This window comes from Bradyrhizobium sp. cf659, from assembly GCF_900113725.1.
In the GTDB taxonomy this organism is placed as follows: domain Bacteria; phylum Pseudomonadota; class Alphaproteobacteria; order Rhizobiales; family Xanthobacteraceae; genus Bradyrhizobium.
The window spans coordinates 1,077,791-1,091,093 of the sequence record NZ_FOQJ01000002.1 but is presented as its reverse complement, the minus strand read 5'-3'; the positions used below and the strand labels follow the sequence as shown (position 1 = coordinate 1,091,093).

Genomic DNA, 13,303 nt, shown 5'->3' with positions numbered 1-13,303 from the left:
GCGAGTAATCCCATGGATCTGCATCTGCGTGGCAAGCGCGTCCTGATCACGGGCGCGTCCAAGGGCATCGGCGCCGCCGCCGCCGAGGCGTTCGCCGAGGAAGGCGCGCATCTCCTGCTCGCCGCGCGCAGCGGTGATCAGCTCAAGGCGCTGGCGGATCGCTTGCGGTCTGCTCACCAGATCGACGCCGCGACGAGCATCGTCGACCTGCGCAAGAACGAAGACATCGCACGGCTGGCCAAGGAAGCCGCCGACATCGACATCCTCGTCAACAATGCCGGCGACATCCCCGGCGGCTCGATCGACAAGATCGACGAGGAGACCTGGCGCCACGCCTGGGAATTGAAAGTGTTCGGCTATATCAACCTCACGCGGCAGATCTACGCGCAGATGAAGGCGAAGGGCGGCGGGGTCATCGTCAACGACATCGGCGCGGCCGGTGAAAAGTTCGACGCGAACTACATCTGCGGCAGCGCCGGGAATGCCGCGCTGATGGCGTTCACCCGCGCGCTCGGCGGCAAGAGCCTCGCCGACAACATCCGCGTGGTCGGCATCAATCCCGGCCCGGTGGGCACCGACCGCCACGTCACGCTGCTGAAGACGCGGGCCAAGCACCAGTTCGGCGACGAGAGCCGCTACAGGGAATTCCAGAAGAGCCTGCCGCTCGGCCGCCCCGCGCATGCGCGCGAGATCGGCGACCTCATGGCGTTCCTGGCATCGGATCGCGCCGGCTATACGTCCGGGGTAATCTACACGGTGGATGGCGGCATCAGCGCGGGTTGGGGTTAACTCTATCCCCGTCATTGCGAGCGCAGCGAAGCAATCCAGAAATGCGCCCGCAATGACAGGCTGGATTGCTTCGCTGCGCTCGCAATGACGGCACTCGGAATGAACACAGGAGTCAAATAGTTGTCTCAAGACCTGATCCGCGAAACCGCCTGCACCGTCGTCGACAAGCTGCGGTCCGGCGACGTCTCGCCGCTCGAACTGCTGGATGTGCTGGAGAAGCGCATCGCTGAGGTCGACGGCAAGGTCAACGCGCTGCCGACGCTGTGCTTCGATCGCGCGCGGGCCAACGCGAAAGCGTTGATGCAGAAGCCGGCCGGGGCGCACGGACTGCTCGCAGGCCTGCCGGTGCCGATCAAGGACCTGACCGACGTCTCCGGGGTGCTGAACACGCAGGGCTCGCCGATCTTCAAGGACAACATCCCTGCGAAGTCCGACCTGATGGTCGAGAACCTCGAGGCCAATGGCGCGGTCGTCTACGCCAAATCGAACACGCCGGAATTCGGCGCCGGTGCCAACACCTTCAACGAAGTGTTCGGCGCCACGCTCAATCCCTGGGATACGTCCAAATCGGCAGCGGGCTCTTCCGGCGGCGCGGCGGTTGCGCTTGCGACCGGCATGGCCTGGCTCGCCCAGGGCTCCGACATGGGCGGCAGCCTGCGCAGCCCGGCGAGCTTCTGCGGCATCGTCGGCATGCGGCCGAGCATCGGCCGCGTCGCACATACCCCTAAATCGGGTATCGATCGCAATCTCGGCGTCGTCGGCCCGATGGCGCGCAACGTCGAGGACCTCGCGCTGCTTCTGGATGCCATGAGCGGCGACTATGCGGACGATCCGCTGTCGCTGCCGGCCCCCGCAACCTCGTTCCTGTCGGCGGCCCAAGCGGGCAAGAAACCGAAGCGCATCGCCTACTCGCCCGATCTCGGCATCACGCCGGTCGATCCCGAAGTGAAGGCGATCACGCGCAAGGCGGCGGAACGCTTTGCCGAAGCCGGCGCCATCGTCGAGGAGGCGCATCCGGACTGGCGCGAGGCGCATGAATGCTTCCACGTGCTGCGCGCCTTCGATTTCGCGATCACCAAGGCCAATCTGCTGCGCACCAAGCGCGACCTGCTCAAGCCGGAGGTGATCTGGAATATCGAGGAAGGCCTCAAGCTCACGGTCGAGCAGCTCGCGCGCGCCGAGGCGCAGCGCGTCGGCATGACCGCCCGCGCGGTCGAGTTCTTCCAAAACTATGATCTGCTGCTGGTGCCGACGACGATCGTGCCGCCCTTCCCGATCGAAAACCGCTACGTCGCCGAATGCGACGGCAAGAGGTTCGAGAACTACATCGAATGGCTCGGCATCGTCTACGCCATCACGCTCGCCTGCTGCCCGGCGCTGTCGCTGCCCTGCGGCTTCACGGCATCGGGCCTGCCGGTCGGTCTGCAGGTGGTCGGCGCGCCACGTGCCGACGCCCAGGTGATTGCCGGGGCGAAGGTGCTGGAGGATATCCTGGGCGTGCGCGGGACGACGCCGATCGATCCGCGGGTGAGGAAGTAGCACGATCTACAACGCGTACTCGGTAGTTCCCTCTCCCCTTGTGGGAGAGGGTGGCTCGCCGCAGAGCGGCGAGACGGGTGAGGGGTATCTCTCCGCATGCGAACTCGCGATGGGAGTCCGCTGAAGCAACCCCTCATCCGGCGCTTCGCGCCACCTTCTCCCACAAGGGGAGAAGGAAGCTCGCCTCACCGCCCGCTCGTCGCCTCCAGGCCGCGGCTGTAGCGCGACATCGCGAAGCAGAACACGAAATAGATCGCGGCGACGAAGATGTAGACCTCGACCGAGAACTGCTGCCAGGCCGGATCGATGATCGCCGTCTTGGCTGTCGTCAGCAAGTCGAAGATGCCGATGATGAGGACGAGGCTGGTATCCTTGAAGAAGGCGATGAAGGTGTTGACCAGCGGCGGGATGACGTGGCGGATCGCCTGCGGCAGGACGATCAGCCGGTGCTTGCGCCAATAGGACAGCCCCAGCGCATCGGCGGCCTCGTATTGTCCGCGCGGCACGGCCTGAAGACCACCGCGAATGACTTCGGCAAGGTAAGCGCCCGCGAACAGGATGATCGCGATCTGTGCGCGCAGCAGCTTGTCGATGTTGAAGCCGCTGGGCATGAACAGCGGAAACATCACGCTCGCCATGAACAGCAGGCTGACCAGCGGCACGCCGCGGATCAGCTCGACATAGAGCGCGCTGAGCGAGCGGATCGCCGGCAGCTTTGAGCGGCGGCCGAGCGCGACGAGAATGCCAAGCGGGAAGCCGAAGGCGAGACCGAACGTCGCCAGGATCAGCGTCACCGGCAGTCCGCCCCAGCGATCCTGCGATACGAAGGACAGGCCAAACACGCCGCCCCACATCAGCACGCTGATCAGCGCCAGCACACCGATCCAGAGATAGACCAGCTCGCGCCGCCAGAAGGCACGACGGCTGGAGAGATAGAACAGTGCGATGAACAGCACCACCGACAGCGCCGGGCGCCACTGCTCGTCGAACGGATAGGTGCCGAACAGGATGAAGCGATACTTCTCGGGAATGATCGCCCAGCAGGCGCCGAAGCCGCGGACGGCACGGCACGCGCTCGAATCGTTCGCGGGCGTCAGCCACACTGCATTCGCGATGCCCCATTGCACGAAGCTGAAGATGCTCTTGGCGAGGATTGCCAGCAGCACGACCGACAGAATACCGTTGGGGATCGACGAGAACAAATTGGTGCGCAGCCAGCGCAACACCGGATTTCCCGTCTGCGGGCGGCGCCCGGCGCGCGGTGCATCCGGACTATCGGTGATCGCCGTCATGCTCAGCGCTCCACCAGCGCGATACGCGCGTTGTACCAGTTCATGAAGAAGCTGATGCCGAGGCTGATGGTCAGGAACACCGCCATGATCAACGCGATCGCCTCGATCGCCTGCCCGGTCTGGTTCAGCGTGGTGTTGGCGATCGAGACCACGTCCTGGTAGCCAATCGCGACCGCGAGCGAGGAGTTCTTGGTCAGGTTGAGATATTGGCTCGTCATCGGCGGCACGATGACGCGGAGCGCCTGCGGCAGGATGATCTGCCGCAGCATGAAGCTGCGGCGCAGGCCGAGCGCGTTGGCGGCATCCCACTGCCCGCGCGGAACCGACTGGATGCCGCTGCGTACAATCTCGGCGATGAAGGCCGAGGTGTAGGTGACGAGCGCGATCACCAGCGCAAAATATTCCGGGGCCAGCGTCAGCCCGCCGACGAAGTTGAAGCCGCGCAGTTCGGGCCATTCGATCGCCCAGGGCACGCCGAGCAGAACCGACACTGCTGCCGGCAGCACGACGATGAGACCGAGTGCGAAGGGCCAGGCCGACCGCGGCTTGCCGTCGCGCATCTGCTGCGCAATCAGCCGCCGCCTGATTACATAGAATACGGCACAGCCGAGCGCGGCGGTGCCGAGCACCCAGAGCTGCGGCGCCCCGATCGGGATTGCCGGCAGGATCAGGCCGCGGTTGGAGAGGAACACCCCCTCAAGCGGCCGGAACGCCGCGCGCGCAGCCGGCAGCGCCTGCATCAGCACGTACCAGAACAGGAGCTGAAGCAGCAGCGGGATGTCGCGGAGCGTCTCGACATAGACGGCGGCGAGCCGCGACAACAGCCAGTTGGCCGATAACCGCGAAATCCCGATCAGCGTGCCCAGGATGGTCGCAAGCACGATGCCGATCACCGCGACACGCAGAGTGTTGGCGATCCCGACGACGAAGGCCCAGAGGTAGGTGTCTCGCGGATTATAGGCGAGCAGGCTGTCGGCAATCGGCATGCCCGCTTCGCGGCCGAGAAAGGCAAAGCCGGTGGTGATGCGGCGGGCCGACAGGTTGGTGACGGTGTTGGACCAGAGGAAGGCGATCACCCCAACCGCGATCCCGACCACCAGGACCTGCCAGAACAGGCCTTTCAGCTCTCGTCGACCGAAGGCGCCGAAAAAGCGGCGGCGTGGCGGCGGTCTCGGACCATCTGATGTCACAGCGCAAAAATCCTTCTCAAAACCAGCGATTTCCGGCGGCGCACGTCAACTGTTGCACCAAACTCTAATTCATGCAACAAATGTTTCATGGCCGAGCCCGCGAAATCCTCGCCGCTGAGCGAACTGCGCATTGCATTGCCATCGCTCCCGATGCGCTTGCAGGAGGTCGGGCGCTTCGTCGCCGCCAATGATTACGACGCCACCACCCGCTCGATGCGCGATCTCGCAGCCGTTGCCGGCGCCGATCCGGCCGCGTTCACGCGGCTCGCAAAAGCCATCGGCTATTCCGGCTGGGACGAGTTGCGCGCGGCGCTGACCGAGGCGCGGCGGCCGTTGCAGACCTCGCCCTTCTCCGGCCGCGCCAAGAGCCGGCGTCATGGTCCGCACGCCGATGTCACGCTCGTTACGGACAAGCTCGAGGCCGAGGCCGCCGGCCTCCCGCGCATTCCGGCGCAGCCGATTGCAGAGGCGGCCCGCGCGCTGCACGACGCAAAGCGGATCTGGATCGCAGGCTATCGCAGTTGCCGGAGCGTCGCGGAACTCCTGAACTACGAACTGCGGCTGTTCCGCCCCGAACAGGTGCAACTCGTCGGCGCGTCCGGTCCTGACGATCTCGATCTTGGCGCCTTCCGCCCCGGCGAAGCCGTCATCGTCATCGGCTTCCTGCCCTACACGCATGCGAGCGTCCGGGTCGCGCAGGCCGCCTATCGCGCCGGCGCGACGCTGATTGCGATCGCCGACACCGTGTCGGCCCCGATGGCCGAGGGCGCCGACCATGTGCTGCTGTTCGAAGCAGCCTCTTCCCCGGGCTTTTTCCCGAGCCTTACCGGCGCCATCGCGATTGCGCAGTCGCTCGCTGCGGTGACGTTCTCGCTCGGTGGCCTGGCCGCGAAGAAGCGCCTGGAAAATACCGAGGCCCGGCTCGCCGCGGCCTCGACCTACGTCTCAGAGAAAGGTTGACCCATGGCCGCTCGCACCAGCCGCGTGCTGCACCGCTCGTTGCGCGAAACGCCGCCCAAGGCGATCGGCGGCGAAGGCGTCTATCTCTTCGCCGAGGACGGGCGGCGCGTCATCGACGCCTCCGGCGGCGCGGCGGTCTCCTGCCTCGGCCACCAGCATCCGCGCGTGATCGCGGCGATGGCGAAGCAGGCCGCGACGCTGGCCTATGCGCATACCGCCTTCTTCTCCTCCGAGCCGGCCGAGGCGCTGGCCGAGACGCTGGTCGGGCACGAGCCCGGTGGTCTCGCCTACGCCTATTTCGTCAGTGGCGGGTCGGAGGCGATCGAAGCCAGCATCAAGCTCGCGCGGCAATATTTCATCGAGCTCGGCGAGCCGCAGCGACAGCATTTCATCGCGAGGCGGCAGAGCTATCACGGCAATACGCTCGGCGCGCTCGCTGCCGGCGGCAATGCCTGGCGCCGAGCGCCCTACGCGCCGCTGCTGTCCGCCGCCTTCAGCCATGTGACTCCCGCCTTTGCCTATCATGAGAAACACGACGGCGAGTCGGATGCGCAGTTCGTGGCGCGACTCGCAGCCGAGCTCGAAGCTGAATTCCAGCGGCTCGGTCCCAACACCGTTGCGGCGTTCCTCGCCGAGCCCGTCGTCGGCGCCACCGCCGGTGCGGTGACGGCGCCGGACGGTTACTTCAAGGCAGTGCGCGAAATCTGCGACCGGCATGGTGCGCTGCTCATCCTGGACGAAGTCATGTGCGGCATGGGCCGGACCGGCACCACGCATGCCTGGCAGCAGGAAGGTGTCGCGCCCGATATCCAGGCCATCGCGAAGGGGCTCGGCGGCGGCTATCAGCCGATCGGCGCGATGCTCGCGAGCGGCAAGATCATCGACACCATCCGCGCCGGCTCGGGCGCCTTCCAGCATGGCCACACCTATCTGGCGCACCCCCTCGCCTGCGCAGCCGCGCTCGCGGTGCAGGACGTGATCCGCGAGGACGGCCTGCTCGATCGCGTGAAAGAGCGCGGCCGGCAGCTCGAGCAGCGACTGACCGAGCGCTTCGGCAATCACCGCCATGTCGGCGATATCAGGGGACGCGGCCTGTTCTGGGCGATCGAGCTCGTCACCGATCGCGCCAGCCGCACCCCGTTCGATCCGGCGCTCAAGCTCAACCAGAAGATCAAGGCGGAGGCATTCGCCAACGGGCTCGGCTGCTATCCCGGCGGCGGCACCGTGGACGGCGTCCGAGGCGACCACGTGCTGCTGGCGCCGCCCTACATCGCTTCGGCCGACGAGATCGACCTGATCGTCGACAAGCTCGGCACCGCCGTCGACAACGTGTTGCGTAGTGTCAATCACTGAGGGGAGAGTAGCATGATGAGGAAAGTGGTTATCGTAGCGGCCGTGCTCGCGGCGTCGGCGGTGGTCGCGCAGGCGGCGACGCTCGACACGGTGAAGAGCCGCGGCACGCTGGTGTGCGGCGTCAGCGCAGGCTTTGCCGGTTTCTCGGCGCCGGACTCGCAAGGCAACTACAAGGGCCTCGACGTCGACTATTGCCGCGCGCTCGCGGCCGGCGTGCTGGGCGATGCCAGCAAGGTGCGTTACGTCTCGCTGACGGCGCAGAATCGCTTCACCGCGCTGCAATCGGGCGAGATCGACGTGCTCTACCGCAACTCGACGCAGACCTATTTGCGCGGCGTGACGCTCGGCCTGCGCCAGGGCCCGATCAACTTCTACGACGGCCAGGGCTTTGTCGTGAAGAAGGATCTTGGCGTGAAGGACATCAAGGATCTCAAGGGCGCCACCGTCTGTGTCGCGCAGGGTACCACGCACGAGGTTACGCTCGGCGACTACGGCCGCGCCAACGGCATCGACTGGAAGCCGCTGGTGTTCGACCGCGTCGACACCATGTACCAGACCTTCTTCGGCGGCCGCTGCGATGCCATGACCCAGGATGCTTCCGCGCTTGCCGGCGCGGTGACGACCGCAGCGCCCAACCCGGCCGACTACGTCGTGCTGCCGCAGACCATCAGCAAGGAGCCGCTCGGGCCCTTCACCCGCAACGGCGACGAGGTCTGGAGCGACATCATCACCTGGCTGCATTACGGGCTGATCGAGGCCGAGGAACTCGGCGTCACCCAGGCCAATGTCGATGAGATGGCGAAGTCGCAGACGCCGGCGATCCAGCGGCTGTTAGGGGCCTCCGGCGATCTCGGCTCGCGGCTGGGGCTCGACAACAAATGGCTGGTCACGGCGATCAAGGCCACCGGCAATTACGGCGAGATCTACGAACGCAATGTCGGCAAGGCGAGCCCGCTCAAGCTCGACCGCGGCCTCAACGGCCTCTGGAACAAGGGCGGCTTGATGTACGCCGTGCCGTTCAAGTAGACGGTGTTTCACCTCTCCCTGCGTGCGGGGAGAGGTCGGATTGCACAGTAATCCGGGTGAGGGGGAGTCTCCGCGAGCCCAACTCTCACCGTCCTCGCGGAGAATCCCCCCACCCCAACCTCTCAGCGCGAGCGAAGCTCGTCGCGGCCCCGCAAGCGGGGCGAGGGAGAAGAGACGTCCCATGCGCATCGCCCTCATCCACGCTCTCAAGCATTCCATCGCCCCGATCGAGGCCGCGTTCGCAAAAGCGTGGCCAGAGGCGCGGCTGATGAACCTGCTCGACGACAGCCTGTCGGCGGACCTGGCGCGCGACGGTGCGCTCAACGACACCATGACCGAGCGCTTCCTGGCGCTCGGCGACTACGCCGCCGCGACGGGCGCGAATGCGATCCTGTTCACCTGCTCGGCCTTCGGTCCCTGCATCGAGGCGGTGGCGCACGCGCATGCGCCGATGCCGGTGCTCAAGCCGAACGAGGCCATGATCGAACGGGCGGTGACGATGGGCAAGCGCATCGGCCTGCTCTCGACCTTTGCGCCGACGCTGGCCTCGATGCCGCCGGAGTTTCCCAGCTCCGTCCAGGTCGTCCCGAAACTCGCCGAAGGCGCACTCGCGGCGCTCGACCGCGGCGACCGCGCCACGCATGACCGGTTGATCACGGAAGCTTCGCGCGACTTGCGCGATTGTGACGTCATTGCGCTGGCGCAGTTCAGCATCGCGGCGACTGCGCCGCTGGTCGCAGAAGCCACCGGGCGTCCCGTCGTCACCACGCCGGATAGCGCCGTCGAGAAGCTGATGAGGCTGCTCGCAGCAAGGAGCTAGACGCCGGGCTTTCCCCGACGCCGTGCGCCCTTGATCGCCGCCGCGAGCGCAGCCTTCGTTTCGTCGACGAAATCCTCGACCAGCTCCTCGCGCGTGGCATGCGCCGACTCGCCGGTGAACAGGCCCTGCTCCGCCAGCATCACCACACCATGCACGGCCGCCCAGATCTTGAGCGCTTGCCGTTCGCGCAAATAGCCGACGGCAGGCACTTCCAGGGCTTCGATCACGAGCGAAAACGTCTCGCGCGTGGCCGCGTGCAGCTCACTGCCCTTGGCCGCGCACGACACGGTGCGCGAGGCGAACATCAGGCGATAGATGCCGTTGCGGCGCAGGCCGAAGTCGAGTGTTGCCTGCGCCAGCCGCGACAGTTTCGATTGCTTGGACGGCTTTGCCATCGCCTCGCGCAGGATCGCGCTGAGCTGCCGGAACGCCTCCGCCGTCACTGCCGCCAGCAGCGCCTCGCGGTCGGCGAAATGCCGGTAGGGCGCCGGTTGCGAGACGCCGAGGAGCTTTGCCAGCGCCTTGATGCTGATCGCCTCGGCGCCGCCCTGCTCCGCCTCGCGCAACGCGGCCTTGATCAGGGCGTCACGGAGATCGCCATGGTGGTAGGTGTTCTCGGGCTTGCGGGCGAGTTGTGAACGCATGTTACGGCGAAGCCTATAAGTTTGCGCTTGACAGGGGAAGCCCGCCGCGAATGTAATAGCGTATAACTTAGAACAAACGGCAAATGCCGCCCATGAGAGGAACGCGCCGTCCTTCGGGCGCCGCGCATACGACCAAGGAAGCCGCCATGACAGAGCGACTGAAGGTTCACGTCGATCCCGACAAATGCCAGGGCCATGCGCGCTGCAAGGCGCTGGCGCCGGAGCTGTTCGAGCTCGACGAATACGGCAACGCGCATGAAGCCGGCGATGGCACTGTCCCGCCGGGGCTTGAAGACAAGGCCTGGCTTGCCAAATCCAATTGTCCGGAAATCGCAATCGATGTGATCGAGGAGTAGCGCGGGCTTCCTGTGTGCCCGCGTGCGCGTACTTCCAGCGACCACCAGCCCGAGGATTCCCCTGACATGTCCGACGTCAGCCAGCCCGTCGCCCATCCGCCCGTCATCGACTGGGTCAACGATTTCGACCACACCGATCCGCAATGGACGGACGATCCGTTTCCGATCTGGGATGAGCTGCGCGCCGCGAGCCCGGTCGTGCACACCGAGCGATTCCTCGGCTGCTACATGCCGACGACCTACGAGGCGGTGCGCGAGATCGCCAACGACTCCGAGCATTTCTCCTCGCGCCGCATCATCGTCCGCGACGTCCGGCCGGAGATTTCCCGGAATGCGGCCCCGCCGATCACCTCCGATCCTCCCGTGCACAAGCCGGCCAAGCAGTTGCTGCTGCCGCCGTTCACGCCGGATGCGATGAAGAAGCTGGAACCGCGGATGCGCGCGATCTGCAACGAGCTGATCGACGGGTTCATCGCCGACGGCAAGGTCGACGCGGCCGCGCGCTACAGCAAATATATCCCGGTCCAGGCCATCGCGCACATGCTCGGCATCCCCGAGAGCGACAGCGATCTCTTCATCAACTGGATCCACATGATCCTCGAGCTCGGCATCAAGGACGAGACCAAGCTGCTCCAGGCCGTGCAGGAGATGAGCGCCTATTTCAGGACGCATATAGAGGTGCGTAGATCGAAGCCGACCAACGATCTCATCTCCTATCTGATGAACGCCAAGGACAAGGAAGGCCAGCCGCTGGAAGAGTCCCACGTGCTGGGATCGCTGCGCCTGCTCCTGATCGCCGGCATCGACACCACCTGGAGCGCAATCGGCTCCTCGCTCTGGCATCTCGCGAGGACGCCCGCCGACCGCGAGCGGCTGATCGCCGAGCCAGCCCTGATCCCGACGGCGGTCGAGGAGCTGCTGCGCGCCTATTCGCCAGTGACCATGGCCCGCGAGGTGGTCAAGGAGACCACGATCTCGGGCTGCCCGGTCAAGGCGGGCAACATGGTGCTGCTGTCCTTCCCGGCCGCAAATCGGGACCCGAAGATGTTTCCGGACGCTGACAAAGTCGTGATCGACCGCCGCGAAAACCGCCACGCCGCCTTCGGCCTCGGCATTCACCGCTGCGTCGGTTCCAACCTTGCGCGCATGGAGATGCAGGTTGCGCTGGAGGAATGGCTGAAGCGCATTCCGGACTTCCGGCTTGATCCGGCAGGCACCGTGACCTGGTCGCAGGGCACGGTGAGAGGCCCCCGCCAGTTGCCATTTCTGCTCGGAAAGGCGATGTAGGCCTTTCCAACAGAGATACGGAGAGAGGCCGGACGTGACTGAGCAAGCAACCCAACCGGCCTCCGACCACATTGACATCGCCGACGCCGAGCGGCGGATCAAGGCGATCTTGATCGGCTCGATCGGCAATCTCGTCGAGTGGTACGACTTCTACGCCTATACGGCATTCGCGCTCTACTTCGCCCCGGCCTTCTTCCCCGGCAATGACCCGGTCGTGCAGCAATTGAATGTCGCCGTCGTATTCGCGGCGACCTTCCTGATGCGGCCCCTGGGCGGCTGGTTCTTCGGCTACCTTGCCGACCATTACGGCCGGCGTATCTCGCTGACGCTATCCGTCGTCTTCATGTGCTTCGGCTCGCTGATCATTGCACTGACGCCGACCTATGCGACGATCGGCTTTGCGGCGCCGGTGATCCTGGCGCTGGCCCGCGTGATCGAGGGCCTGAGCCTCGGCGGCGAATATGGCGCCAGCGCCACTTATCTGAGCGAAGTCGCTGATCCCAAACACCGCGGCTTCTATTCGAGTTTCCAATATGTGACCTTGATTGGCGGCCAGCTCACGGCGATCATCGTGCTGCTGCTCCTGCAAAAGGTCTTCCTGACGCCCGAAGAGCTGAAGGCCTGGGGCTGGCGTATCCCGTTTGCGATCGGCGCGGCGCTCGCGATCTTCGCCGCGGTGATGCGGCGCAATCTGCACGAGACTGAGGCCTTCGAGGAAGCCAAGAAAGTGGTGAAGCCGACCGGCTCGATCACCAATTTGCTGCGTTACCCACGCGAGCTTTTGCTGGTGGTCGGCCTGACCGCGGGCGGCACCGCCGCGTTCTACACCTTCACCACCTACATGCAGACGTTCGTAAAACTCTCGGTCGGGCTGACCGAAGACCAGACCACCTTCGTGATCTTCGGCACGCTGATCTTCGCGACCATCCTGCAGCCGATCTACGGCGCGATCTCCGACAAGATCGGCCGCAAGCCGCTGCTGATCTTCTTCGGTGTCGCCGGCACGCTGGCGACCGTGCCGCTGCTGATGACGCTGAAGGAGACGAAGTCGCCCTTCATGGCGTTCATCCTGATCTGCTGTGCCTGGCTGTTCGTCGCCGGCTACACCTCGATCAACGCGGTGGTGAAGGCCGAGCTGTTCCCGACCAATGTCCGCGCGCTCGGCGTCGGCCTGCCCTATGCCATCACCGTCTCGATCTTCGGCGGCACGGCACCGGCGATCGCGCTCTACTTCAAGAGCATCGGTCACGAGGAATGGTTCTACTTCTACCTCAGCGGCGTCATCTGCCTGTCGCTGATCATCTATTCCACCATGCGCGACACCAAGCACGCCTCCGCCATGCATCGCCACGAGTAAGCTGATGGCCGACGACAACGAGCCGCCCGACAGCAAGCTGACGCGCACCAAGGAGAAGTGGGCGCGCGAGGGCCGCTTCCTCACGGGCAAGATCACGCGTCCGGAAGATCAAAGGCTGCCGCCGGGCCAGCACATCACCAAGGACTGGCCGGTGCTCGACCTCGGAGTCGTGCCACCGGTCTCGCGTGAGCGCTGGCGGCTCGACGTGTACGGCGCGATCGAACATCCCGTGTTCTGGACCTTCGCCGAGTTCACTGCACAGAAGCAGGCCCAGTTCACCTCCGACATCCACTGCGTGACGACCTGGTCGCGCTACGACAATGAGTGGGAGGGGCTCGCCACGCGCGAGTTGCTCGCCGCCTGCCGGCCGCGCGAGGATGCGCGCTTCGTCGTGCTGCATTCCTATGACGGCTACACCACCAACCTCGCGCTGGACGACTTTGCCGCCGAGGACGCCCTGCTCGCCCATAGCTGGTCCGGCCGGCCACTGACGGAGGAGCATGGCGGCCCGGTCCGGCTGGTCGTGCCGCATCTGTATTTCTGGAAGAGCGCCAAATGGCTCCAGGCGATCGAATTCCTGACCGACGACGCGCCGGGTTTCTGGGAAGTCCGCAGCTATCATAACCGCGGCGATCCCTGGGCCGAGCAGCGCTATTCAGGCGATTAAGGTTCAAACAGGAGACGGGGGAA

13 protein-coding genes are annotated in these 13,303 nt (G+C 65.5%); 10 read left to right on the top strand and 3 right to left on the bottom strand.

Annotation, left to right across the window (positions count from 1 at the left end; translation table 11 throughout):
- Nucleotides 1-12 precede the first annotated feature (12 nt).
- Together BM118_RS13995 and BM118_RS13990 are read left to right on the top strand one after the other, a co-directional pair.
- A complete protein-coding gene (locus BM118_RS13995; protein WP_092186083.1) occupies nt 13-789 on the top strand; it encodes an SDR family oxidoreductase in 777 nt (258 codons plus the stop codon).
- Nucleotides 790-909: 120 nt separating this feature from the next.
- Nucleotides 910-2,328, top strand: coding sequence for an amidase (locus BM118_RS13990; RefSeq protein ID WP_092186082.1), 1,419 nt, complete (start codon nt 910-912; stop codon nt 2,326-2,328).
- A 185-nt stretch (nt 2,329-2,513) separates the two neighbouring features.
- Here BM118_RS13990 and BM118_RS13985 read toward each other — a convergent pair whose 3' ends face one another.
- Together BM118_RS13985 and BM118_RS13980 are read right to left on the bottom strand one after the other, a co-directional pair.
- Nucleotides 2,514-3,620: an amino acid ABC transporter permease gene (locus tag BM118_RS13985; RefSeq protein ID WP_092186081.1), complete on the bottom strand. Its 1,107-nt coding sequence runs from the start codon at nt 3,618-3,620 to the stop codon at nt 2,514-2,516.
- A 2-nt stretch (nt 3,621-3,622) separates the two neighbouring features.
- Nucleotides 3,623-4,810: an amino acid ABC transporter permease gene (locus tag BM118_RS13980; protein ID WP_092186080.1), complete on the bottom strand. Its 1,188-nt coding sequence runs from the start codon at nt 4,808-4,810 to the stop codon at nt 3,623-3,625.
- Between the two features lie 87 nt (nt 4,811-4,897).
- Here BM118_RS13980 and BM118_RS13975 point away from each other — a divergent pair, with 87 nt between their 5' ends.
- From BM118_RS13975 to BM118_RS13960, 4 genes are all read left to right on the top strand, one after another.
- Nucleotides 4,898-5,770, top strand: coding sequence for a MurR/RpiR family transcriptional regulator (locus BM118_RS13975; protein ID WP_092186079.1), 873 nt, complete (start codon nt 4,898-4,900; stop codon nt 5,768-5,770).
- Between the two features lie 3 nt (nt 5,771-5,773).
- Nucleotides 5,774-7,123, top strand: a complete 1,350-nt coding sequence (locus BM118_RS13970; protein ID WP_092186078.1) for an aspartate aminotransferase family protein — start codon at nt 5,774-5,776, stop codon at nt 7,121-7,123.
- 12 nt (nt 7,124-7,135) lie between these two features.
- Nucleotides 7,136-8,149: an amino acid ABC transporter substrate-binding protein gene (locus BM118_RS13965; RefSeq protein ID WP_092186077.1), complete on the top strand. Its 1,014-nt coding sequence runs from the start codon at nt 7,136-7,138 to the stop codon at nt 8,147-8,149.
- Nucleotides 8,150-8,330: 181 nt separating this feature from the next.
- A complete protein-coding gene (locus tag BM118_RS13960; RefSeq protein WP_092186076.1) occupies nt 8,331-8,969 on the top strand; it encodes an aspartate/glutamate racemase family protein in 639 nt (212 codons plus the stop codon).
- Here the strand turns inward: BM118_RS13960 and BM118_RS13955 are convergent.
- Nucleotides 8,966-9,613, bottom strand: a complete 648-nt coding sequence (locus BM118_RS13955; protein ID WP_092186075.1) for a TetR/AcrR family transcriptional regulator — start codon at nt 9,611-9,613, stop codon at nt 8,966-8,968. The two genes, BM118_RS13960 and BM118_RS13955, sit on opposite strands and share 4 nt — an antisense overlap.
- A gap of 146 nt (nt 9,614-9,759) precedes the next feature.
- Here BM118_RS13955 and BM118_RS13950 point away from each other — a divergent pair, with 146 nt between their 5' ends.
- The 4 genes from BM118_RS13950 to BM118_RS13935 all read left to right on the top strand — a co-directional run bounded on the left by BM118_RS13950 (nt 9,760) and on the right by BM118_RS13935 (nt 13,280).
- Nucleotides 9,760-9,969, top strand: coding sequence for a ferredoxin (locus BM118_RS13950; protein WP_060911080.1), 210 nt, complete (start codon nt 9,760-9,762; stop codon nt 9,967-9,969).
- Between the two features lie 66 nt (nt 9,970-10,035).
- On the top strand, nt 10,036-11,256 hold the full coding sequence (locus BM118_RS13945) for a cytochrome P450 (protein ID WP_092186074.1): 1,221 nt from the start codon (nt 10,036-10,038) through the stop codon (nt 11,254-11,256).
- Nucleotides 11,257-11,290: 34 nt separating this feature from the next.
- Nucleotides 11,291-12,613 (top strand): MFS transporter, encoded by a 1,323-nt coding sequence (locus tag BM118_RS13940; protein WP_092186073.1) that lies wholly within the window; start codon nt 11,291-11,293, stop codon nt 12,611-12,613.
- Between the two features lie 4 nt (nt 12,614-12,617).
- Nucleotides 12,618-13,280 (top strand): sulfite oxidase-like oxidoreductase, encoded by a 663-nt coding sequence (locus tag BM118_RS13935; RefSeq protein ID WP_092186072.1) that lies wholly within the window; start codon nt 12,618-12,620, stop codon nt 13,278-13,280.
- Nucleotides 13,281-13,303: the final 23 nt, after the last annotated feature.

Bases quoted from the DNA above. Each gene is read 5' to 3' on its own strand.
- BM118_RS13995 (WP_092186083.1), top strand. From the start codon at position 13: ATGGATCTGCATCTGCGTGGCAAGCGCGTCCTGATCACGGGCGCGTCC.
- BM118_RS13985 (WP_092186081.1), bottom strand. From the start codon at position 3,620: ATGACGGCGATCACCGATAGTCCGGATGCACCGCGCGCCGGGCGCCGC.
- BM118_RS13975 (WP_092186079.1), top strand. From the start codon at position 4,898: ATGGCCGAGCCCGCGAAATCCTCGCCGCTGAGCGAACTGCGCATTGCA.
- BM118_RS13970 (WP_092186078.1), top strand. From the start codon at position 5,774: ATGGCCGCTCGCACCAGCCGCGTGCTGCACCGCTCGTTGCGCGAAACG.
- BM118_RS13965 (WP_092186077.1), top strand. From the start codon at position 7,136: ATGATGAGGAAAGTGGTTATCGTAGCGGCCGTGCTCGCGGCGTCGGCG.
- BM118_RS13960 (WP_092186076.1), top strand. From the start codon at position 8,331: ATGCGCATCGCCCTCATCCACGCTCTCAAGCATTCCATCGCCCCGATC.
- BM118_RS13955 (WP_092186075.1), bottom strand. From the start codon at position 9,613: ATGCGTTCACAACTCGCCCGCAAGCCCGAGAACACCTACCACCATGGC.
- BM118_RS13950 (WP_060911080.1), top strand. From the start codon at position 9,760: ATGACAGAGCGACTGAAGGTTCACGTCGATCCCGACAAATGCCAGGGC.
- BM118_RS13945 (WP_092186074.1), top strand. From the start codon at position 10,036: ATGTCCGACGTCAGCCAGCCCGTCGCCCATCCGCCCGTCATCGACTGG.
- BM118_RS13935 (WP_092186072.1), top strand. From the start codon at position 12,618: ATGGCCGACGACAACGAGCCGCCCGACAGCAAGCTGACGCGCACCAAG.